Source organism: Vibrio sp. 10N (genome assembly GCF_036245475.1).
GTDB lineage: Bacteria > Pseudomonadota > Gammaproteobacteria > Enterobacterales > Vibrionaceae > Vibrio.
The window spans coordinates 3,250,824-3,275,775 of the sequence record NZ_BTPM01000001.1 but is presented as its reverse complement, the minus strand read 5'-3'; the positions used below and the strand labels follow the sequence as shown (position 1 = coordinate 3,275,775).

The window sequence follows — 24,952 nt, the reverse complement described above, 5'->3', positions numbered from 1 at the left end:
AATAACATGGAAAATATAATTTATTCGGTAAAGCACAACCTTGTGTTTATATCAAACCCGAAGGTTGGTTGTTCAACTATTAAAAACTCGCTGTTAAACAGGGAAGTTGATAATGTACATATAGAAGTGCATCAAAGTCAGGACTTTAAGTTGCCCGCTAGTGCCTCTTGTCCATTTTTTGCATTGACTAGAAATCCTTATTCAAGAGCGCTTTCTGCATATAAAGATAAGATAGGGAAAAGTAAGAATAATGTGTGGTTGGCATTTTGTAAAAAATATGGTTTTAATGAAAATGACAAACCTTCATTTTTCGAATTTTTGACGGTTCTAACCAAAGATGCTAATCCTCAAGATATGGACCCACACTACCGACCTCAAGTGTACAATCTCCATGTAGAAGACATTGTACCTGAGTTTTTGGGGCGGTTAGAGAATATGGCAGATGTGTCAGAGTACCTTGCCCCAAAAGGAGTATTATTAAAGACTTACAACAAGCATGCACGCAATGCATCTCAAACTTACCAGCAGGAAATTACGCCTCAAGAAGAAGACCTCATTAACAAAATATACAAAGATGATTTTGTGAAACTAGGCTATGAAATGAGCCTTAATAGTTCATATGTACCACCGTCTTTATATAATTCACAGCAGGTTAGTGAGCGTTACATGGCTTTGTTCGCTCTAAATGTTGTCGGTCTTAATGCAGATGACTTAAGGGATCTGGCGGTTGCCAATGAAAATGTTAACATCCATAAAGCGTACCAGTTAATGGATCTCGCTAAATTGTTGAGACCTAATGGACCATTTATTGTAAAGAAACACGGTGAATACTACAGCAAAATTAATGCTTTAGAATGACAATCGGAATTTGTGAGCAGGGCTATTTACCCTGCTCACAAGCTGTATGTAAGCTCTATTTCAAAGCTCGCTATTGATTGTCTACTTGTGTCAACGCTAGTTTATTAGAGTATTCATTGATTTTGCTAATGATAGCTTTACCTTTGGGCCTCTTTTGGTGAGCCAGCTTCATAACATACAAAGCAGCACTGTAGTTTTCATCTCGCTCAAAAGCTCTTGCTAGACGAATGCAAAAAGTTGTTTCATTATCTATTGACTCCATTTTGATATCGTCAATTATTTTATTAATGTCACTGAAAATACTGGTTGAATGAGTAGGGGCGTCACTATAATGGTGGTAGAAGTCATAAACGTTTCCATTTGGAGATAATGTATTTATCTTCAAAAAGAGGTTGTTGTTTTGATTTTTTATATAGTCTATAGCTTTGCTGTAAGATTCGAAGCTGATTGTTTGCTCATGAAATTTCTTTGTAGGGTTTCTTGCCAACGCACCTATTAAGGGGGTTAGGCTCTTATCTTCTGAGGTCTTGATATAGCTTTCTAGTTGTTGGGTTAAGTCTTCACTTAACCTTTTATATTCAGTTTGGCTTACTAGAGAATAATAACTTGTTTCTCCCTCAAACTGTTGAAGTATCCTATCTATCGCACTGTCTATTTCGTTCAGCGGTAGGTGGTTCAGTATTCTTTTTGTCTCAAGTGCTTCTAAGCTGTATGAAGGGTTCACTTTTTCATTGTTGCTAGTTTGTGCCAAGTTTATATCAAGAAATGACAGGAAATCAGAGACTATGTTCCAGTTTTCTTCTGCATCAAACAAGTAAGGTCGAAGTTCTATATTTATATCAGAATTTAAATCTTTTATTTTATCTAAAACGGAAAATCTAACACTGTGGGGTATGGAAAGGCGAGTTCTATTTTGTGCTCTCTTTACGGATTGGTTATATCCTGAATAAACAAGTTCTATAGGGTTTCTTACATATAATACTATGGTGGCTTCTGGAAAAAACTTATAAATATCCTCTATGTCGTTATGAAAATACTCAGAAGACAATATAAGTGTTTGGCAGAGAGAGTCTTCAAAGTCTTGTTTTAGCTTCTCTACTAACTGCGCTGATATCTTATTTGATACTTGATCATAAATAACACGTTTGTGACCGCTGCTGATGTTGTTTTTGTCTATGTTGTGAGATGGGTAGAAAATGCCCACACTCTCTAGCGACCTCTGATTACTAAGCAAATAGTGCTGTAGGGCTGATGAGCCAGTTTTTCCAGGGCCTGCATGAATGATTATGGTGCGTTCAGAACTATTTCTATTCACTAAAACTCCTTATTAGTGCATCTTTTTTGTTTATTTCAATTTTTCCAAGATACGACATGTTTTTTGGTAGATTATGTTGGTCAATGCTTATTTTATTCGATGTTGGATTCGCTATAACGAGTCCATTGTCAAACTCTCGGTATGGAATGGCAATGGCATGGATGATAGAGTAATCATCTAAAGATAAGTTGCCATTATCACTTGTTATATGAATCCTATGAACACCAGGCTCTAAGTTGTATAGTTGAAAGTGAGATGTGAAATTCCCCTCATCTGCCCACGTGCTGTCAAAAGGCTCCTTTGATTGGTCTATCCGCAGTGTCACTAACCCAGCAGGGCTATGAGTAGGAAGGTTATTAAGCTTGAATCTATACGTCATGTGAATGTCAGCTCTATCTTTCACGTTAAAAAGCACTTCAATGCTGCGCTCTGTTAATTTTTTAACTTGGGGAATGATTGGCTGTTCTTGATCTTGTTTCAAAAAGAGATAGTTGAATTCAGATTTAGGTGTACCAAGCCATCTATTATAGGCTCGTTTTGAACCGATTAGTTCTGGCCAGCGATCAACCTTTGCGTAATTTGCTTTATATGAAGGGGCAATGGTAGTCCCGGTAAGGAGCGCACTAGCAACGCGTAAGCGTCGATAATTCTCAGCCGGATTATAATGCCCTTTTCCCCTCATCGGCATTTTTCCTATTTTAATATAATTGAAGCTCGGCTCGATACTACGACTATTCCAAAAGTTTAACCGATTAATTCCTGTGTACCATAAGTCGATTTCTTTGTCCCATAGACTTGGCCATGCTTCATTTTCAATACCATTGAGTAAACCAAACCCCCTTTGTTGATTCAACTCGCTACCATCCGACATTATTAGTTTGTTCGGTAGAGATGCCCTGAGTAATGAAAATAGAGTATATACGCCTTTTGAGTAGTTAGCTTGACTCTCAATATCAGCATTAGAAAATTTTCCATCCAGGTTGTAGTCAATTTTTCTATCTCTTGACCAGTGTCGCACAGGTCGTGTATGGGCAATAACATCAAAGCTGATACCATCAAACGTATTGAGCGACCCTTCTTCCCTCAAATAATGTATTAAGTTGTCATGCAACTGCTTTGCAGTATTGGTTGTATCTGAAAAGTAGCTGTAGTTGTAGCGCCAGAGTGGACGCTTAATGTCTTTGTTGGGAGGAATATCCGTAACAATTGGCGCAATATATAGTTGGCCGTTGCCATACTCCTTAGCTGTTGTTCCAAATTTTCCTCTAGACAAGCGTAGTGTATTTGTTGCCTCGTCGATTGCTTCGACTGTTGCGTATTCTGCTTGTTTCCATAATAGTTCACCTTGAGAACTCTTTGGTACTAAAGCGACAGGATCGTTAAATGTGTTTACGCCTTTCATGCCCACTTTATAGGGTGAGATATCTTTGACATTAACGGTCTTGGTATCAGCAGAAATAGCGCCGTTAGCTTCAGCGCCGACATAGTACGTCCAGGAAGTGGGAGTAAAGAAGTGCTGATCGAAAGCAGGGTCGCGAGCATTGCCATTAAAGTGGAGCAAAAGGAGCTTTTCTGGATGTTTTTCCTTATACAGTAGAAACTTTCGTTGCGCCTCCCCACTTCTTCCAGGAAATGACTCGTCGAGTGCTTTAACGATCATGCCGTCCAACTTTGACCACCTTTTTTCCCATCTTTCGTACGAAAGCTTTGGATTCGCAGCACTTCCCTCGACGTAACGGAAGTAAATGGCCTTTGGGTAGTCTGGTTGGAGTATGTTCAGTTTCTCAAGCGGTTGAGCATTGACTATTGAAGTTATACATAAGCTGAACAGTGCCAGTCGTTGATACTTGCTAGTTATTTGAAAAAACCGTTCCATGGCTCACTCACCGCTAATGTTTAGTTAATGGCTAACTCTTCCCGACGCTTTTGATATTTGGCTATTGGCTATTGATGAGATCCTCGCGCAAAAACGCCACGAGCTTTTCATAGTTTAACGTAAACTCGATAGGCTCATGATTCACCTTATGCTCATTGATGTACATGTCCGCACGGACGACCTCTAGTGATTTTTGGGGTAAATCTGGTGCCATTTCAAAAGCGCAGTTGGCAGTAGCTAGTCCAGCGCCGGCTAAATCCTCACGTGATTGGTTGGCAATAACCTCACAAAAAACAATGCCATTTAATTTAAATGCAATATGCACAGGGTGATCCGGGCGCTTAATGTCAAATGCCCAACCTTTAACCAGATGCTTGTCTGTAACATCGAGGTGATACTGAAAGCTATGAGGTGGAATATAGTTTGAGCCTGTAGCTGCTTTGTGTTTGATTTTTCTAAGTATATTGATCATTTTTATTCCGTGAAGAAGTGAAGTATTTCCATAATGGTAACGAAATTTATTGACTACCTAAAGTAAAAACGAATTGATCTCTTTCTATTGTGTTATTTATGTCAATAGTCTAGTTTTAGTTATTGTCAAATCTTGGTTAGAATTACCCAAACATTGCTTCGGATCAAGTTGGATTCGATATTAATGTGAACTTTAAAACAAGAGATATAATTATGAAATACGGAAATTTCAAAGGGTTAGGCTTAGCTCTTTCAATGTTAGCTTGCACATTCTTACAACCTGCTATCGCCGCAGAAGTAGAAGTCGAACCTGGGCATTTGACTTTGAGTAGGGCGATTAGCGCTGCGGAGGCTGGAGATGTACTGGTGTTGCAAGATGGCATTTATTACATGTCGGAAGAAGATACGCAGGTTATTGATAAGTCTTTAACTATAAGAGCGCTTAACGCCCAAGCCGCTCCTAAACTCATATACGATAAACTCTGGAATTTTAAAGTGGAGGTTCGAGGCGCCGACACCGACTTTGTTATGCAGGGAGTGACTGTTATTGACGGTTACTTTGACGTGAGAGGTGAGGTGAAATCTGTAGCTTTTCTAGAGAACAACCTCACAGATAGTAACTTGCATGTATATCCTGAGTATGATCCAGATGGTAACCTGTTGCATTTAGATAAACTTGTTGTGGTTGGGAACCGTTTTGTACGTGGGTACATCGATTTGGCTGCTGAAGACTTGTTCCTTTTTGCGGGAAACCACTCAAGCTTTAGTAGTTTTAGAGCAAGCAGTTCGCTGTCATTATCAGAGCAGCATGTACTCGGAAACTCGTTTGTATTGGATTATAACACACAGTTTCACGTTGGCGACACTTCAGGCACCCATTCGAGAGTAATAGGAAACTTTATTAATCGACTGGTTTCAGATGATAGCAATAGCGCATCCCAAGTTGGACTCTCGCCTATTTACTTGTACGGGAATGGTGTATTTTCTAACAACACAGTACTTGCTGGAGGAAATACTTACCAAGCGCCAGGCACACCAAGTAGCATTACACTAGCTCAGTTTTATGGTTCCTTTGACGTTAAAAATAATGTGTTTCATGTAGAGCCGATAGCATTACAAGACCGAGAGCGTATTAGTATTGATGTTAGAAGTGGTGACGCACATTTCAGCAACAATATTTTTGTTAACTTACCCAATGATGTGGCATTTTCCGGCTTAGATCGTGCCAATGGAACGACGCTGGAAAATAACCTCTGTTTCAGTGAACTGGATGGAGTGCCTTGTATTGAGCATGCTGGTGTCACCGTGGTTGATGATCTGAAACTCGACAGTCAGTTCCGTCCGTTAGCAGGGTCACCCGCAATTAATGCAGGTATTGATGACGTCTTTTATCGCGATGTCGATGGTACCCGCAGCGACATCGGTATTGAAGGCGGTCCACTACCTAAGAGCCAATTCGATGCCCAGCGCTCGGCGAGCGAGTCTGCACCTTATCTATATCCCCTATTCGAGGCCAACGCGAGCTTGAGCAATAACGGTGAGCTTAATGTAAAAGCCATCGCAATCTCTAAATTACGCTAGAGCGAGGTCTCAGGGATGACAATGAATAAATCTCGGGTATTCGCCCTATTAGCTATTGTGCATAGCTATAGCGCATGGGCCAGTACCATCGACTCCGCACAAGTCTATTGGGACAACGATTCCATTAACAACGCTATTTCAGTTCCAGTCGAAGACGCGCTTACTTTGCCTTGGGTAGTCTATACCCAAAAGGTGGATACAAGCTCACTCTCAAGAGGTGAATTTGACTTAGACGGAATCTCGCACAAAGTGAATATTGCGGTGACTGACAGTGAAGGCAATGTGAGTCCTGCTTTTTCATTACCTATGTATTTGCGCCAGTTACCTGCAACGGATACCGAATACGGAAACTTAGTTAGTGCTGTCGTGCTCGCGAGAATTGATCAATCTGAAGCAATAGCTATTGACGAGTTAGAGTTCGGTGTTGGGCCTGAAGAGGAAGGTTCAGGCAAAGTGTGGGGGGTCTATAAAGGGAGCACTCAGTATGGCGCGCCACTGACGGGTAATCAAAAGCTGGCCTTAGCTGCTTTGGATAATTATGCCGGTACTCAAACGAATGCCATTGAGAGCAACTTATACCTTACATCTGAGCGCTATTCACCCATGTCTTCTGTCATCACAACGGTTGATGCAACAGTGAATGGTCAAGCTTTGAGCGTGGCTGAGAGTTGGATTAATGGCCCTATCTATAGTGTCTCTTACCACTCTCCTCAAGCGTTTGATGCTGATAACCAAGCAGCGATAACCGCTGAGGACTTTGATGGCAACGAGATCGCGCTGGGCATTAACTACTTTGGCTTTATCGATGGCGACAATGACTTCATTGACGATCGATTTGACGACGATTGGGACAATGATGGTCTAACCAACGAACAAGAGGCGGAGCTAGGCACTGACCCGCGCAATCCAGATAGTGATGGTGATGGCCTTGGTGACAAATACGAAGTAGACAATGGTCTTGACCCAACCGATCCAACGGACGCGCTGCTTGATATCGATGGTGATGGTCTAAGCCATTTGGATGAAGTGAAAAATGGTACCGACCCCAATAAAGCCGATTCTGATGGTGATGGTGTCAATGACGGTGATGAAATCCGAGAAGGTACTGATCCACTTGATGCTGAAGATTTTAAATCCCAAGCCATCCAAGAAGTACTGACTGTTGGTGACGTCAATCGAGATGGGGCGTCGGAGTTCGTTGTCCTTGATAAACAAGCACTTCCTTTGGTCAATGTGAGCGTGTTGGATGCTCAGCTTGCACCGTTGGCAGAAGTGGAGCTTGATTATCAGTTTAGCGATGTGCAGCTTATTGACTTGAGTGAGCACTATAAAGGGACAAAAGACTATGTCGCCTTATTTGGTTACATTGAAAGCCAAAATCGTTACTCATTAGTGATATTGAACCCAGCGAATGAGCTTAGCGTAGTTAAGCGAATCAACTGGCCAGCAACTCTTAATCGGGTTGAGTTTAAGTCGGTTCCAGACATGAACTCGGATGGTGTAGCTGACTTTGCGATATTTGGTCAGCATAAACTTAACCTCACCAATCAGTTGGTTGTGCGAAGTGGTGCCGATGGAAGCAGTTTTAAAACCTATAAATGGGTAAATAACTGGATTGAGCCAAGCATTATGTTTTTGGCCGACAGAAATAATGACTCAATTAACGAGGTGGGCCTATTTGGTTATCACAAGCGCACACAAAAAAATCAATTGTTTGTACTGGATGGTTCGACAGGGGCTAAACGTGAGGTTTACAACTGGAATCCACTCTGGGAGCAAGGAGAACTAAAATCGATCGCTGACATTACAGGTGATGGTGTTGATGATTTAGCGATGCTTGCTAAACGGAGCGATGACGGTCGTTACCAAGTTGCTATGAAGAAAGGGCATACAAATGCTGGCATGGTCGGCTTTGTGCATTGGCCTGCCGAATTTGAATCTGCTATCGGTGTTAATATTGATGACCGAAACCAAGATGAAGCTCGTGAAGTTGGATTATTTGGTTTATCGGTGAAAAACGGAGTGGAAAAATATAAGCTGTTGATAAATAGCTATAAAGATAACCAGCGTTTACAGACTCTTTCTTGGCCTAATGCATGGCTATCTCCAATCATTAAACAAGTCGGAGATATCGATGAAGATGGCATTAGAGAAGTTGCCCTCATTGGCGTTAACCGCAACTCTAACAATTTAGAGGTGTCCGTTAAGTCAAGTTCAACGGGTAAGCAGCTTGTCTTAACCCCTCTGGAAACTGTGCTAAATGAGGTGACTTACTCAAGCAAAGACATGAATGGTAATGGATACGACGATCTCGTGATTCTTGGCAAGAATGATGATGACAAGGTTGAAGTCGTTATTATTGATGGTCGAACGCTTCAAGACGTTCTTTTGAGCGGTGAGTTACCTTAGAAATAGGTTTGAAAGCGGTGATAAAGGCCAGCTAACAATGCTGGCCTTTGTTTTTATGGTTGTTCTTTACTCATAGAACGGCCATAGAAAGTATAAAAAATGGAAATAATAGAAACTAAAATGGAAGGCTTTAAGTCAGTGATGTTATCAAATAAGAAACTAATTTGTGTATTGATGAGTGCAGCTCTAATTGGTTGTACGTCTACAGGGTCAAGTTCAGGAACAAGTGTTGGCAATGTAGATATGACGTCGACAGAACAAATAACCATGTTTGACTCAATTAGTAGTCGGCTCAAGCAAGCTGAAAAGAAATTTACCACTGAAGAGTTAGACTGGTACGCTGTTGATGCCTATGAAAAAATGGGTGAAGCACTGGAGGAGGCAAGGGAGTATTACTCAGAGTTTGAAAACGATCCTACGCTTATAAACGACTCTGGCTTCTTCTCTAGCAAAAGTTATGGTGAAGAAACAACAGAAGCTTTAAATCAATTTGATAGTGCTTATAAAGTTGCGACAGCCACTAAAAATAGAGTGCAAACTACGATGGCAGTCGCCTTTGAGAATCGCCAGTTCTTAGAGCAGTTAGATGTTAAATCGATTTACCCTAAAGATTTTGGCCAAGTAGAGAAGCAGCTGAAAAATGTCGTTGATTACATTGCGCGAAATGTTGATTTTGATAGTCAGCGATTACTCTCTTTGGAAAAAAAACAGCACAATCTTGAGGTTCGTGCAGTTACAGAGAAATACTTAGGTGAGTTAGAAAAAAAGCTTAAAGCTCAAGAAAAACAGCGTTATGTAACTTATGCACCCATTGTTATGTCTAGGTCAAAAAGCCTGCTTGAGAAGTCTAACGCATACATAGATGCCTCACCGAGAGATTACGACACAATAAAGAAAAACTCAGAAGACTTTGCTTTCTCACTTGAGCGTAATGAGAAGATGGTGACGCAAGTTAAAGAACTAAAGTCACTATCTGAAAAACAGTATGAGAGATATATTCTGGCTCTAGAATCATCGCTTCAAGACATTGCGTCAGTGACGGGTATGGATGATATTGGCAATAAAACGCTGAAAGAGCAAGCGCTGGCGATCAAGGTATCCCTAATGGACAAGGGGAACAAGTCAAGGCTTGCTGACGAGAGCAAGTTTGCCAAACTCCAGCAGTTAAATGACAGCCTAAAAAAGCAGACTGAAGCGTTAATCGCGGAGGCACAGCAACACAAAGCCGAAAGCCTCGCTCTACAGCAAAAGGTTAAACGCTTATCTGCGATATCGCCTGAACCTACAGTGTCAGATCTCTCAGATACGGTGGCACCTAATCAAATTACCCCTGACTAAATGTTCTGCTGATAATTTTACTTTTACGAACGACCTAGTAGCTTGCTACTAGGTCGTTTTGGTTTATCAACGCTTGGTCTCAGCTAGCTTACTTGCTCATGAGCTTAAAAGGTTTCGCTGTCTTTCCGATTAATAACGACAAGGTTGTTGAGTTATTCGCAGTGACATTTGAACTTGATGTGTTTAGTGGTCGATCGTTATGCAACATAGGTCACAATGCGGATGTCGTCTCAATGAGAGATAGCAAAAGATCTGTATAATTTTTGATCAACTGCGTTGAGGCTCTTTTTACTCTTAGTGTGTATCGGGATGTTGAGTATCTCTTTCAAAGAGCTGGAATTTTGCGCCTAGTGGAACAAAGGAAGGTTATTGTGAAAAATGGTACTTGGTGGTTCGGCTTTCGATATCTAATATTCGTCTCTATTACGGCATTGACTGTCATGCTAGCCAGTGTGGTTCAGGCGCAGCAGGCTGCGCATTGGCTGCTTAATGATGTTGAATCGGATGAGTTTGTATTTAATGAGTGGGTGAGCCTCGAAAACCTTAGCTCACATAAAACTGACAGTAACGCTTTTGGCTCTAGCATTGCCTTTCTTGGACAGCTATTACTTATCGGAGACCCTGACTCAAGTGATACCGGAGAAGTCTTTGTCTATAGCTTAGCTAATGGGCAACCTGTATTAGATACCGTCTTACGACCGAGTGATGGTCAAACGAGAGATCAGTTTGGGGTTCATATTGCAGCGAAGGATGGTGTTATTGTTGTGGCCAGTGCTTGTGGTGGCAGCCAATTTGGTGGCTGCGTGTATGTGTACACCAAGGATGAGAATAACCAGTATCGAGAGCAGCGCCTCCAAGGAGTGGGTGCTTTTGGAAGTCAGTGGGATTTTGGTAGAGCAATCGCAATAAATGAACAGTATATCGCTATTGGTGCGCCCGAAGCATGGACAGTAAACGAGAGTTCGAGCATTGAACATGGAAAGGTATTTCTATTTGAGGCGGATGATAGTGCTCATTATTCACTTGTACAGACGTTAATTCCAAGCAATATAGCAAAGGGGCTCAAATTTGGTTCGTCCTTAGCTTTTAGCGATGATGACTTACTAGTGGGAGTCTCTGGCGCAGCGACCTATGGTCGTTTGTCGGGAGATATTGCTCACTATGCCAAAAGTGGCAATGGGCTATATGAAGTACGCGACTCAACCAGTGAGTTAGAATCGCAGGGCTTTAAGTTTTACGCGTATGGCAGCAATATTGAGGTCAATCAAGGGTATGTATACTCTTCAGGTGTCGCCAGTGCCCAAGTTAACCGCAGAGTGGATGATATTGCCGCTTTCAGGCATGTCGATGATTCTTCTCTTCACCTACTCTCTACATCTTTCGTCGATTTTGTTAATCCGACGGTAAATGTTAGTGATTCGTTTACAGTTGCAGATAAGCAAAAGTTAATTGGTTTATCTAACGGTGAGTCAGAAACACTTCCTCCTTATTTTAATTGCTGGAACATGGGCTGTGGTCAAAGTGGATATGTTCATGAAATAGCGCATAAAGATGGTGTCAAAATACGAGAGAGGCGATTTCGCCTTGCTGGAGAGAAATTTTACCGCTCTTCAGAGATTTCTAGCAATTTTTCTAATAGCAGTGGCTCATTACAAGTTAATGACGATGGCAGTGTATTCGCGCTAGGCGTCAGGAAAATTGGGTTTATCAATCAAGATGGTTCTCTTATTGAGGGTGAAGAGACTAACACCGGCCGCGTCTTTGTATATAAGTTAGGTAATCGGCTTAATAATCATGACTATTTATCTTACGCAATCAATGAAAATACTCAGTTTGCACATCGCCTAAAAGCACATTACCCCGATGGCCAGTCTGGAGAGGTTTTGCTAGAGGGGGATGATGCCTCTTTGTTTGAAGTGACAACAGAGGGCGCGATTACATTTCGCACACTTCCGGATTATGAGAGCCCCAGCGATGCGAATGGAGACAATATCTATCGGCTTTCTGCCACTGTTGTGTCAGCAGATCAATCATCGTCTTCGACAGTTCACCTCTTTTTGGAAGTGGCTGATATACCCGACTCCGACTTAGATGGTTTAGAAGACAACATCGATCTGGATGATGACAATGATGGGGTTCCTGATCTTGTAGAGAAAGCGGAGGGGACAGACAGCAAAGACATCGATAGCTATTTAGACTCGGATTTAGATACCGTGCCGGATTTCTTTGAGGATGGAACTTATGGTTATGACAAGCTCCAGCCAGATGCGATTGACTCGGATTTAGACGGTATCAATGACTATATCGAGGCATTTAGTGGCATCAATGATGCGCCCGTGTGGTCTTATGTCGATGGAAACAATGTCAACTTTGGCGTCGCGCTTAGGCAGTTGAAAGCACACCAGACGTTTGATGAGGATTTTGATCAGACAGGCGAACTCACCAAAGACTCGGGTTTACTTTACGTGCCTGCGCCTGCTCACAATATTGTCTATGTGTATGACACGACGGTAACACCGTACCAAAAGATCACAACCATACAACCCTCCGATATCGCATTTGATGATGACAATGATATTGATTTTGGCGCATCCATAGCGAGTGAAAATGGCACCATTGTCGTTGGAGCTTATTCGGACTCCCAAAACGGGAAAAGCGCCGGCGCGGTATATATTTACACTGACCTGGGGGATGGGCATTACCAAGAACAGAAAGTTGTGGCGTCTGACGGTAATGAGGCTGACTTTTTTGGCCGATCTGTTGACATAGATAACGGTGTGATTGTCGTTGGAGCCGATAACTGTGCGATAGAAGGGATTAGAGTTGGCTGCGCTTATGTGTTCACTCCGCAAAGTGATAATTCGGGATACAGTGAAACCAAGCTGTTCAGTCGTAATGTCTCTGAATACGCCTATTTTGGGCTTGATGTTGCGATAGATGGTCAGACCGTCGTGGTGAGTGCTTCGGGGGATGATAGCGTCTTTGAAGATTCGGGCAGTGTGTTTGTCTACCAGCGGAATACTGATGGTACGTTCAGTGAGCAAAAGCTCACTCCGAATGACCCAGAATATCGAGGGGACTTCGGCGCAGATGTGGATATAGAGGATGGCACTCTAGTAGTCGGTCTGAGAGAGGATAGGAATCAATCTTACATAGGTGGCTCAAACCCGGGTCGGGTTTATGTGTTCAATCAAAATTCACAGGGAGATTACTATCAAGCTAGTAAGTTGTACGAAAATCTTCAACAAACCCATTCGCGTGACTCTTCCTTCGGTCAGGTCGTAAAAATACACAATGGGGTCATTTATACCGGTTTCTATCAAGATGACAATGTGGCTGAAAAAGTTAAAGGAGTATATCGTTTTCACTTAACCGACCAAGGCATATATCAGCAAGACCGATTGATGACCACGGTTCCAGAAAACTATATCCGGGTACAAAATAACTTGGTCAGGGATTTTTATGTTGACCCATCTTCACTGTACATGGCCGCTAATTATTTCTTTGTCATTGCTGACAATGGTAATAGTTCGACAGTTGATCCATACGGAACTATCACCGAATTTGAGTTGGACCGTTTCCTTCCAGATAGCAAGCAGGTATTTATCAACCTGCAAGAGCATGACACTCTGGATAATGTTATAGAGGTCTCAGACCCTGATGGTGATGATATGACAATCTCTTTGTCTGGAAGGGATGCTGAGCACTTCCAATATCTATCAGGAGCACTGCAGTTTATTCATCGTCCATTAGCGAGTGCACCGAAAGACTACGGCAAAGACAATACGTACGATATCACCCTAACGGCAAGTGATGGCGAGTGGGAGAGCGTTGCCTCAATCGCGGTGAGTGTGTTAGCGGATGTCGATATTGATAACGATGGCATTCATAACAACTCCGATCTGGACAACGACAACGATGGTGTCAATGATGCTCAAGACGCCTTTCCACTGGATCCTTCGGAGACGACCGACACCGATGGCGACGGTATCGGCAATAGCGCTGATCCAGATGATGACAATGATGGAATGAGCGATGCGTTCGAAAAAGCAAACGGCCTTAATCCACTGGATCCAGACGATGCGCTAACCGATCTTGATTTAGATGGTATTACCAATCTTGACGAGTCGTTATATGGCACAAGTCCTGTGCTTGTCGACAGTGATGGCGATGGCGTGTCGGACTATGATGAACTGGTCAACAGAACCGACCCGTTAGATCCCAAAGACCTTCTCAAGCGCCACATCAAGCATTGGGTTTGGCAGGATATTAACGACGACAGTGCAGCAGAGATGGTCGTTCTTGTGCCCGGCGATAGCTCCCAATTGAGTGTCGAAGTGCGAGAGGCACCGGACATGGGAGTGGTTACCCGACAGCAGTTTGACTTTAACCTCCTTTGGGCGGAGCTCCATGGTTTAGGTGACCTCAACTTAGATGGTGTGAATGAGGTTGGGGTATTTGGTTACAGCGAGTCCGAACGTCGCTTCAAACTCGTTGCACTCGATGTGGTCAATAACCTAAATGTCGTGCGTCGTTTTAATTGGCCAGCGTCAGTCGTTGGGGGGAAACTATATTCATTGCCGGATTTGACAGGAGATGGCACGTCAGAAGTGGCCTTATTTGGTCAGCACAAACTCAATAAGACCAATCAACTTATTGTTAAAGATGGCCTTACAGCAGAGCCGGTTAAAACCTTTAAATGGGTGAATAACTGGCGTGATGTCGAGATCATGACATTAGTGGATAGAAATGATGACAACATCCCTGAAATTGGCCTGTTTGGTACGCATAAGAGAACTTCCAAGGGGCAGTTGTTCGTGCTTGATGGTGTAACCGCCAGCAAAAAAGAGGTTTATAACTGGAGCAAAACACTTGCCGAGGGAATGCCGTTTTTGCCTGGTGACCTAAATAGTGACGGAGTGAGTGATATTGGCTGGTTCGCAAGACGAACCGACGACAAACGGTATCAACTTTTTGTGAAACATGGTGATACAAAAGCAGGACGAGCCGCTTCGATTACGTGGCCGAGTGCGTTGGAAAATGGGAAGCTATTTTCCGTGAGCGATATGACATTCGACGGCGTTGCAGAGCTGGGGCTTTATGGCGTATCGGGTAGTGGCGAAAACGCTCGTTATAAAGTGTGGATTAATAGCGGTGCAGATAACCAAAGAGTGGCTAATCTCTCTTGGCCACGACTCTGGAGTGATATTTCTGTGAGGCAAGTGGGTGACTATGACAATGATGGAATTGGAGAGATCGCGCTATTTGGACTTAACACCCTGACAGCAGAGTATGAAGTATCGGTGAAATCGCCAAGTTCTCGTCTTGAGATAGGAGTGATCGGGTTGGGTCGTCATATTGAGCAGTTAAAAACTGAACAAGTTGATATTAATGGCGACGGTGAAAAAGACTTGGTCATGACATGGCAAGATAGTGATAGTGGACTGTTCAAGCTGCTGGTGGTTGATGCGAATACACTCGCTTTGTCACTTGTGAATGCAACTATAGAGTGATGCAGTAGTGATTTGTGTGAAGCTGATCAATATTAAATCAGGTGATATGAAGTGCGTTTGCTACACTTTTTGATGTCTCGTGACCATATTGTTAGAGTTATCAAGGAAGATAAAGATGCGAAAGCACACACTGATGATCGCACTCGGAATGGCGTTCACGGCTCATTCCGAGGCATCGTACAACGGATTTATTGATCAAGCTTCACTCAATTCTATTTTTAGCCTTGGTGACTTAAATCAGGACGCAGTTCGTGATTACGGCCTTTTTCAGCTCAATTCAGTGACGAACGAGCTTACTTTGAGCCGATTTAGTGGTGCTGGTGACTCGAATCGCTTGTTGGACAGTTTCGCCTGGTCAAATACGTTATCCGATCCGCAAATCTTAATTCTTCCAGACCATAACAATGATGGTATCGAGGACATTGCACTCTTTGGGCAGAAAGTAGGGGGCGCTTCAGATGGTAAGTGGCAGTTAATCCTCCACAGCGGGGCTGATTATACCTCCTTAGCGCAGTATGGCTGGCCAAATAACTGGAGCCAGGTGCAACCTCATATTTTGGAAGATATGGATGGTGATGGTGTAAGAGAAATCGCATTGTCGGGCGTATTCAAACAAGGCTCTAGACCACAGCTTATTGTTAAGAGTGGCAGTGATCCCAGTGTCAAAATCGCGACCTACAGCTTTCCAGCACTTTGGAACCAGCCTCAGTACATTCAATTAGCTGATCAAAATGATGATGGAATAAGTGAAGTTGGCTTATATGGCGTCATAAAGCGAAACGGTAAGCCGCAAATGAAAGTGGTTAGCGGCAAAAATAGCAAGGACATATTTGGTGCCTATAACGCCCCAAGTAAATGGGCAGAGCTCTCTTTGCATAAGCTGATTGATTTTAATGGCGATGGGGCGCGTGAAGTTGGCTTTCTGGGTAAACTGAAAGATGAAAGCGATGGTCGTTGGCAGCTATTGGTGAAGAAAGGCGACACTCATAAAGGCCTTTACCGCATCTACAGCTGGCCTTCTGATATGTCGAAGGTGCGACTTGAAATTATCCCCGACCTCAATTTTGATGGTATCGACGATATAGCGCTGTTTGGTTTTCGAGCTTCCATTAATAAATATCAATTGCTAATAAAAAGCGGTCAAAATCGCAGTGAGAACTTGGGCCGTTACAACTGGCCGAAGAATATTGAACCAATCAGTTTTCAGGCCGTTCCAGATTTTTCCGAAGATGGTGTTGCAGACTTTTCGCTGCTCGCAAAACGTAAAGACAATCGCTTGGAATTGATACTGATGTCGAGTGACATTGGAGCCGACAACCCAGCAAGTATCCTACTCGATGAGAACGCGGTAGATGCGCATATATTGACCGACATAGACAGCAATGAAAGCGGGCAGCCCGAGGTTGCGGTTATTAGCTTAACGGCAGCAGGAGAAAGTACGCTGAGTTTTTACTCGCCGACGACACAAGGTACAACCTTGGTAAGGCGACATGTCACTAACGATCTTGATGGCGACCATATTCCCAATGCCCTAGATAGTGATGACGATAACGATGGTGTCGAAGACAGTCTAGATGTGTTCCCACAAAATGATTTAGAAACACTCGATACAGACAATGATGGCATGGGAGACAACGCCGACAGCGATGATGATAACGATGGAATTGAAGACGATTTAGACGCGATGCCAAAAGATGCCACCGAGTCTGAAGACACTGACGGAGATGGTGTGGGGAATAACGCCGATACAGATGATGACAACGATGGCGTCGAAGACACGCTGGATCAGTTCCCTAAAGACAGTTCGGAAAGTATCGATACCGACGGTGATGGTATAGGCAACAACCGAGATGATGACGATGACAACGACGGCATTCCTGACGCCGAAGATGATAATCCGCTCACCAAAGATGTCATATTTTCGCCAACCGAAATCCATGTTAACCAGACGCTTGCTTACTCTCAGCAACAGTCGGATGTCGCGATAGACGAACAAGGCAATTTTGTCGTGGTATGGGAAGCGCAAGGCACATCGCTAGCTGATGAGCGTCGTAGCAATATTTATGCGCGTCGTTTTTCTGCCGATGGTACAGCGATAGGATCGGAATTTCGAGTTAATGACATGCCGATAGGCGAGGGTTATAACGATCTCGTGACGCCGAGTATATCGATGAATCGCTCGGGCGAGTTTGCCATTTCTTGGATAGATGAGCGAGACGATGATACATCCAAGCCCACCATTGGCCACCATATCAAAGTATTTAATGCGGATGGCTCGGTAAAAGTTGCGGATTTTGCCATACAGTCTAACTCCGATGACTGGGGACATTACGAGAACGCCGTTACTCTATTTGATGATGGTTCCTTCGTGTTAGTTCATGATTATGGGCGTGGTTTTAGTACAGGTCTTGCTTATCATCGCTTTGATGCCAACGGTGACGCTACGGCTGAAGATGAATGGTTGGTGGACGTAGGTTGGGGCAGTGTTAGCCATACTGTCGTGGCGGCGAATGCGAATGACATCAGCATCGTGTGGGAAGATGGCAATTTAAACGAAGACATCAATAGAATTGATTTATCTAGCGATGACTCAATGACATCGGTAGCACAGGTCAATATGACTGAAGAAGGCTCACAAACTGCCCCAGATGTGTCGCTAAATAGCCAAGGAGCGTCGATTGTTGTTTGGCGAGATGCACAAAGAGACGCGATTTACGCTCAGCGATTTGATTCTGATGGCAGTAAAGTAGGCTCGGAGCTGCTTGTAAGCTTTGCTGATGACATTTTTGCAGACACGCCGCAGGTGCACTTATTCGACGATGACAGTTTTGTGGTGACGTGGGAAGGCTATAGCTCTGATGATAAATATGGCTCGGATATCTACTTCCGCCACTTTGATACAAATAACATGCTGGTGGGTGAGACGTTGCAAGTGAATTCTCAGTTTACGCGCCGAGTTAAAGATCTTGCTATGGATGTGAATGGGCAAAAACAAGTGGTGATTACGTGGACGGACACCTATAGAGAAGAGCGTGATGAGGGAGGAGAGACGCATTATAATGATGGAGTTTATGCGGCGGTGTTTTCAATGGACGAGCGGTGATTCAGTTTCTCACTAAATTTAGCGCCGTGCAGTTTGAAGAGGATTCAAAGGCACGGCGTTATATTCTCAACAGAGGATATTAAGCTGGCGACAGCTCCTGAGTTGAGTCTTCTTTCTCTACTTCATATTGAGCAATGGTAGAACTTGGTGACTGTGAATCGAGGTAAAGGTTCTGATAGCAATAATTGGTTGCGTCCATATACCCCTCAACACTACCGCAATCGAAGCGTTTACCTTCAAATTTGTACGCCATCACACACCCTTGTTGGGCTTGTTTTAATAGCGCATCAGTGATTTGGATTTCACCGCCTTTACCTGGCTCGGTATTTTCGATGTGTTCGAAAATATCTGGAGTGAGGATGTATCGGCCAATGATAGCAAGGTTACTTGGAGCGCTTCCTAGCTCTGGCTTTTCAACCATGTTGTCCACACGGAACAAATTGTCCTTGAGTTGCTCACCGGCGATGACGCCATATTTGTGGGTCTCTGATTCAGGCACTTCTTCTACCGCGACAATAGAGCAGCGAAACTTATTGTAAAGTTTCACCATCTGAGAAAGCACGCCATCATCTTTATTTACACACAAATCGTCTGCTAACACCACCGCGAAAGGGTTGTCTCCAACAAGCTCTTTACCGGTTAGGATCGCATGACCCAGACCTTTCATTTCTCGTTGTCGAATGTAAGTATAAGACGCAGAGTCGATGAGAGAACGAATATCGGTAAGCAGCGACTCTTTAGCGGTGCCACTGATTTGGTGCTCTAGCTCATAGTTTTTATCAAAATGATCCATGAGCGTGTGTTTACCACGCCCAGTGACGATGGCCATATGGTTCATGCCTGCTTGAATCGCCTCTTCGACACCATACTCGATAAGTGGCTTGTTCACGACCGGCATCATTTCCTTTGGCATTGACTTTGTAGCCGGTAGAAAGCGGGTGCCGTAGCCTGCTGCGGGGAATAGGCAGTGTTTGATCATGGTTGACGTTGTCCTTTATGTTTTATTATCTAGTTGTAAGCTCGAGCGAGCTTTCCTACACCACTGTATTGGTATTTGAATGTGGAGCAAGGAATAAACGCAGACTCTCCAGTTCTAAGAATAACTGTTGTCTCTGAGGTCTCAATAACCACTTCACCTTCTATACAAAAAAGAATCTCTGCGCTTCGAAGGTACTGTGCTTTTTGTGGTTGGCTAACAGAAAGAATGTCGAATGCGAAGTCATCGACCGGAACTGGGAAGTGAGAACGTCCGTCAGAAAGAACTGGATTTAGCTTTAAATTTTCTGGTTCAATGGGCTCAAAGAGCGTGTTGTCCAATAGCTCTTGTACATCAATATGCTTTGGTGTGAGGCCTGCCCGCAAGACATTGTCTGAGTTGGCCATAATTTCCAGTGCGGTGCCGCGAACATAAGCGTGCGGTGTTTCTGCATGAAGAAACATGGCTTCACCGGGAGCCAACTCTATTGTATTCAATACCAACGGAGACAATATTCCAACATCATTGCTGAAATATTGAATAAAGGATCGGCTGTACTCCAGAGCCTCTTTTGCCATTGATGATAAATCTTGACGTTGAAAGTGATGAGTCAGCTCGTTGATGGCCTGTGACAGTTTGTCATCATTTAGCGTAAGCAATTTGGAGAAAAACGCCTTGAGACCTTCTGTATTTGGTGACTGATGTAAAGCACTCAGCTCCTCTTGGAGTGATGGAAGGTAGAGTTCTTCAAACAAACTTAGAATGTGGTTTATTGGTCTGAAACCGTTCATCGCCTTATAACAAGTAATTGCATAGACCAGTTCTGGCTTATGGTTGTTATCCTTGTAATTGCGCTTAGCGTCATTAATTGCGAGGCCAAGTTTGTCTTCTCGGTTAAATCCAACTTCTGCTTTGTCTTTATTAGGATGCACCTGTATTGATAGAGGCGCATCAGCAGCAAGTACTTTGAACAAAAAAGGGAGGGCTTTGTATCGCTGCGCGGTGTATTCACCTAGCGTCTTATGGGGTGCAGTCTCTATATATGTGGCTAACGACATAGCGTTGGATTGAAGTTCAGAGCAGCCATTAGCATGTGCACCCATCCAGAGTTCGGCCTGGGGCACATTGTCTGGGTTACTGCACCCAAAAAGTTTGTTTAGTGAGTTTTTACAGCCCCATTCATAGTTTTTGATGGGGTTACTAAGTTTGTAAGCCGACATGATATTACCGTTGTCTTTGTATAATGCGAATTAAATTTGATGATGTATGTGTTGTGCTGATGGTCGTTAAAGGCTGTTCACTTTTTGACGATATTGTTGCACTTTTTGTGAGATAACAGGGCCGCTTGGGCGGGCTTTGTGTGCAATTTCCATTAACTTGAGCGCTAGCCTAATGTCTTTATTTTCCAGACGTATTGCTTCATCACGTAAAAAGTCGACATCTTGTTGATTTCTGACATCCGCGAAAGTGACGGCATGAATATCTAAGCGTGGTGGCTGCTTTAGTCTCAAGAATCGATAGCCGCTATTGACTAGATCATCTATGGTTTGCTGACGCAACTCTGAAATGGCGGAAAGTAGTGCAGCTTTATTGTGGCCACTAATGGATACCTGGTTATTTACAATAGCGTTGTTGAGTTCTTCTTTTGTTTGGAGTGATAGCACAGTGTCTAGATTAGACGCGACAGAGATATCAGAACAAACGGGGGCTTTTGAGATCGCATTAAGTTTATGGCCTTCGCTGACAAAGTGCCATGGGTCTTTGATTTCCTCAAGCTTGATGGCTAGCGTTGTCCCATCATCTACCTTTATAGGGTTTTCAGTAAACAGGAAGTTAAGGGCTTTACCAAGGGCTTTACTTTGTAACCGCTTCGGAATAATTCGAATGGCGGTGATAAAAATACGTCTGTTCATCATACTATTGAAGTGTTCCTTTCTGATGGAGATCTTGGTTTACAGTAGCTAAGCCGACAAAGTGGAAAGCATCAGCCATTTTTCGTAATCCGTTTTGAAATGAATATTGCTCATTTGCGAGCGTGTGTGCGTTGCATGAAAGTTGTTGCCAAAGCAGCTCATTACTATACAGCTCAGTGATTTTTGCAATCCATTCCTGTGGCGTATCTGCAATCAGGGTGTTGATGTTATCGATAAGCCCGGTACTTTCAGCAGCGATAGGTGAGAGCACACTCGGCGTACCGTATGCTGCCGACTCAAGAACTTTTCCCTTGATTCCTGCACCCGACAGAAGTGGTGCGATGAATAGACGATGATTTAAAAATACATCATCAAGGTTTTCTACAAACCCAATCAAGTGTAGATTTGGGTGAGAAAAGCGCTGGAAGGTGTCCGGCATATGACTGCCATATAAATAAACGTTAATATCTGGTGCTTGCTCAACGAGTGCTGGGAAAACGTGTTCCAAGAAAAATTCTACGGCTTCAACATTGGGCCAATGTTTATATCCGCCTAAAAATGCAATACCTTGACTACTCTGGAACTGACACTGTTTTTCCTTCGCCTCTAACACCCAAGGACACTTAAATATCTTATCTTGGGTCAATAAGTGTGAGGTAATGACTGCGTGTTCTGAATCATTGTATGAGAGTACCGCATTGGCTTGCTTCATGACATCCAGCTCACTGTTTTTGGTCTCCAGGGCTGCATTAAGTAACTGTTGCTGGATTCTTTTCTGATCTTCTGATTCAGCTGGCATTGAGAGTGCCGAGCGGATTTCGCGCAGGAAGTGTAAATCAGCATTGTTGAACAGCACTGGCACATCAGGGGCGTGTGTTCGAATAGTCTCTAAGCACTGTGACGCAACATGATGCCTTGTAATGTACACAGCACTGGAGGTTGGCAAATGATTCAATATCGCGTCCAGAAATGAATGGTAATATGGGGCATAACATACCTCTATCCCCATGCTTTGAAGCCTTTCTGTGTAGTGGGGTTCGAACGACATCTTCAGAGGAATAAATACAACATGGTAGCCAAGAGCCTGAAGAAGTTTTATTTCCTGAATGGCGGCATAGGAACCAGCGTCGCTGTCGGGCGTTGGGGTCTGGGCGTCAATGACGAGTATGGTTCCGAGTATTGCTCGACGTTCTACGGTGAGAGTTTGCGTATTGTGCCGCTTGGCCGCATGTCTGGCGAGAGTATTCGCCTCTTTTTGATGATATCGCCAGTGCTGAGCCAGCTCTTGCCCTCGAGCAATCGCATTAGGTTGGTACATCCCTAATAGCTTTTCGTCGCGTAAACGTATTTGCCAATCAATTAATACATCCGATATTGATTGAGACTCTGGGTTAATGCCCAAGGCCGCAATTTGTTCGGTACGATACGCTGACGGAGCAACTAAACTGTAGTCTATCGGTCGTACGTAACGGTGGCGACAGTGTGATGCCAGCTCTAACTCAGTGACGTGACTGTCTCGACAGACATCAATGCCGGTATCAATGATGTAACCGTGATAATCCTGAAGGCTACTTCCAACAAAGCCAATACCGGTTTGATTCAATGATTGCTGTAGTGTTTCTAGGCAATGCGAGTCAACATCAACGCTATGCGGGCATACAATAGTAACCGGAGCAAGTGCAGAGTTTAATGCCAACTGTAACGCTGATGCAGGTGCTAATTCATCCGTCAACGAGACAAGGGTTAGGTTGGCAATGTCGACGCTGTCTGGTGAGCTGGTTGGCCAAATAAGCTGGTAGGTAAGATCGTTGTGACTTAACAGTAGAGCACCAACAAATTGGTAAAGATCAGCTTTGTCTATCCCAACGGGAAGAATAACCGATACATCAGGTTTGGTCACATAAGGGAGTTGAAGTGACGCGTGAGGTTTGCCCAATGATGCGAGCAGTGCATCATAGAGCGAACTTGTCGACTCGGCGGTAACTGTTTCTAATCTTTGTACCAGCTTGGCCGCGAGCAATTCCTCTCGAGATTGAGTGGTTTGTCGCACTGCATTTTGAGTCTCGGCGCTAAATGCACTGTCCGAGTACAATCTGGCGAGAAAAAGTCTCCGCTGCCACAAAAAACATGGCCAACCACTCAATGCGAGTTGAAAGTCACTTTCTCTACCTATTAACTCATCTCTGGATACCGGCACCATTAACGTCCCGACCCCTGCTTTTATACCGATTTGTTTCGAATAAATGGGAGAAGCGTTGGCGTGCAAAACCAGATGGCTATCGATGTCGGTGTCTGAATAATAAGTAAACGTTAACTGTTGTGGTGCAACAGATACCAAAGACAGTTCTATCGTATGCTCGGGGTCTTTGATACTCAGCTGCGCCTCGGGTATAGGGCGCTTTTGGTGATCGAGTAAGGTTAGAGTCTTACCTACGAGAGATGACAGAGGAAGCGAAAGGGACAAAGAGAAACTGCACTTACCATCGCCGAACCCGGCTTGCTCTAGATCTTTTCTAAACTCATTGGCAATGCCTTTGGCAATGATATCGCCTTGCAAAGCAACATAAAACTCATTTGCCTCACTATGAACCTGTTCATTAAAGATCCAGCCCCTTATCGAGCCTGCATCAAAATTGTCAATAAAGCCTCTTGCAGAGCTGGTGTTTGGTGTTTGATTCAATGCCGCTTCCTCTATACGCATACAAATGCAACTATTAACGATCTTTCTGTAGGTGCTCAGCAACCACACGCTCTAGGATATTTAGGCGTGTAGAGATCTCGGCAATATTTGCGATAGCAACATTAGTGACTAGATTGAGAGAGGTCGATTGATGAGCTTCGCCAACTTCGGCAATTTGCGCCGCGATACGCTGTTGCTCATTACTAAGTTGCTGCTGAAAGCTCTCCATTTGGCTGCCAAACTGTTGCATGAACTTGGCTCTCTCAAATTCAGCAGAGTCAAAGCTTAGTTTAAGCGGTTCAATATTGCCTGGTTTGCCGTCTAGGTAGATCTCGGCAGTGACCGTCTCAGATGGCAACAAGGCCAGGTCAACAGTGAGTTTAAAACCATATTGTGCGTCACCAATATTGGCGTCTTGTAAATCTGAGCGGAATTGCTCTGCAATTGCGCTACCTACGGTAGTCTCATCTACTTTCAGGTCAATAGTAACGCGGTGCTCGTCAACGTGTTGATGCTTACACCAACCGTTAATCATAGTGTCCTTGATGGCATCGACATGGCAAATGTAATGCTCTGGAAGCAATGCTTTCATGGCAAGAGGGAAAGGCGTTTCATTGGCTTTAAAACCATCAATAAATAAATCGACGGTCTCAATATCTGAGGTAAGCGCTTTGATATCCGGCTTTATCGTGAAGGCACAATCGCCCAGTTCGGCCTGTGCTAAATCCGCACGCGACTGCGATGCCTGAGTTTGCCAAATTACCTGCTCATTGGCACGTACCTCAATAGAGGCAGTTTGACCGGTTAGTTTATTTACCGCCCAGCCAGAGATAAGCTCGGGTGTCACTGCATCAATATGAAATTGATAGTCTAGCAAGCTAGGTGTGTGTGTTTGTGGTTGCTTTTTTTTCTTAAACAC

General features: G+C 43.7%; 14 protein-coding genes. 6 read left to right on the top strand and 8 right to left on the bottom strand.

Features of this window, described 5'->3' with window-relative positions:
- Positions 1 to 6 precede the first annotated feature (6 nt).
- Positions 7 to 858, top strand: a complete 852-nt coding sequence (locus tag AAA946_RS15160) for a sulfotransferase family 2 domain-containing protein (RefSeq protein ID WP_338165563.1) — start codon at positions 7 to 9, stop codon at positions 856 to 858.
- A 70-nt stretch (positions 859 to 928) separates the two neighbouring features.
- On the opposite strand, the gene AAA946_RS15155 is transcribed toward AAA946_RS15160, so the two are convergent.
- The 3 genes from AAA946_RS15155 to AAA946_RS15145 form a co-directional block, all read right to left on the bottom strand.
- The gene (locus AAA946_RS15155; protein ID WP_338165562.1) at positions 929 to 2,173 is read right to left on the bottom strand and encodes a hypothetical protein; all 1,245 of its coding nucleotides are present in this window, start codon (positions 2,171 to 2,173) and stop codon (positions 929 to 931) included.
- Entirely contained in the window at positions 2,166 to 3,842 is a 1,677-nt protein-coding gene (locus AAA946_RS15150) for a hypothetical protein (RefSeq protein ID WP_338165561.1), read from the bottom strand. The genes AAA946_RS15155 and AAA946_RS15150 overlap by 8 nt, the downstream gene beginning before the upstream one ends.
- A gap of 268 nt (positions 3,843 to 4,110) precedes the next feature.
- Positions 4,111 to 4,521, bottom strand: coding sequence for a hypothetical protein (locus AAA946_RS15145; RefSeq protein WP_338165560.1), 411 nt, complete (start codon positions 4,519 to 4,521; stop codon positions 4,111 to 4,113).
- 212 nt (positions 4,522 to 4,733) lie between these two features.
- Here AAA946_RS15145 and AAA946_RS15140 point away from each other — a divergent pair, with 212 nt between their 5' ends.
- The 5 genes from AAA946_RS15140 to AAA946_RS15120 all read left to right on the top strand — a co-directional run bounded on the left by AAA946_RS15140 (position 4,734) and on the right by AAA946_RS15120 (position 18,464).
- Positions 4,734 to 6,101: a hypothetical protein gene (locus tag AAA946_RS15140; protein WP_338165559.1), complete on the top strand. Its 1,368-nt coding sequence runs from the start codon at positions 4,734 to 4,736 to the stop codon at positions 6,099 to 6,101.
- Positions 6,102 to 6,122: 21 nt separating this feature from the next.
- Positions 6,123 to 8,510 carry a hypothetical protein gene (locus AAA946_RS15135; RefSeq protein WP_338165558.1) on the top strand — a complete coding sequence of 796 codons (2,388 nt, stop codon included), beginning with the start codon at positions 6,123 to 6,125 and terminating at the stop codon, positions 8,508 to 8,510.
- Between the two features lie 99 nt (positions 8,511 to 8,609).
- The gene (locus tag AAA946_RS15130; RefSeq protein ID WP_338165557.1) at positions 8,610 to 9,848 is read left to right on the top strand and encodes a hypothetical protein; all 1,239 of its coding nucleotides are present in this window, start codon (positions 8,610 to 8,612) and stop codon (positions 9,846 to 9,848) included.
- A 371-nt stretch (positions 9,849 to 10,219) separates the two neighbouring features.
- Entirely contained in the window at positions 10,220 to 15,361 is a 5,142-nt protein-coding gene (locus tag AAA946_RS15125; protein ID WP_338165556.1) for an FG-GAP repeat protein, read from the top strand.
- A gap of 115 nt (positions 15,362 to 15,476) precedes the next feature.
- Positions 15,477 to 18,464: a thrombospondin type 3 repeat-containing protein gene (locus AAA946_RS15120; protein ID WP_338165555.1), complete on the top strand. Its 2,988-nt coding sequence runs from the start codon at positions 15,477 to 15,479 to the stop codon at positions 18,462 to 18,464.
- Positions 18,465 to 18,543: 79 nt separating this feature from the next.
- Here the strand turns inward: AAA946_RS15120 and galU are convergent, their stop codons facing one another.
- The 5 genes from galU to AAA946_RS15095 all read right to left on the bottom strand — a co-directional run bounded on the left by galU (position 18,544) and on the right by AAA946_RS15095 (position 24,952).
- Positions 18,544 to 19,443: a UTP--glucose-1-phosphate uridylyltransferase GalU gene (galU, locus tag AAA946_RS15115; protein ID WP_338165554.1), complete on the bottom strand. Its 900-nt coding sequence runs from the start codon at positions 19,441 to 19,443 to the stop codon at positions 18,544 to 18,546.
- Between the two features lie 29 nt (positions 19,444 to 19,472).
- Complete coding sequence (gene manA / locus AAA946_RS15110) at positions 19,473 to 20,660, bottom strand: mannose-6-phosphate isomerase, class I (RefSeq protein WP_338165553.1); 1,188 nt, start codon at positions 20,658 to 20,660, stop codon at positions 19,473 to 19,475.
- A 66-nt stretch (positions 20,661 to 20,726) separates the two neighbouring features.
- Positions 20,727 to 21,356, bottom strand: coding sequence for a hypothetical protein (locus tag AAA946_RS15105; protein WP_338165552.1), 630 nt, complete (start codon positions 21,354 to 21,356; stop codon positions 20,727 to 20,729).
- A gap of 1 nt (position 21,357) precedes the next feature.
- Complete coding sequence (locus AAA946_RS15100; RefSeq protein ID WP_338165551.1) at positions 21,358 to 24,054, bottom strand: glycosyltransferase; 2,697 nt, start codon at positions 24,052 to 24,054, stop codon at positions 21,358 to 21,360.
- Between the two features lie 13 nt (positions 24,055 to 24,067).
- The gene (locus AAA946_RS15095) at positions 24,068 to 24,952 is read right to left on the bottom strand and encodes a hypothetical protein (protein ID WP_338165550.1); all 885 of its coding nucleotides are present in this window, start codon (positions 24,950 to 24,952) and stop codon (positions 24,068 to 24,070) included.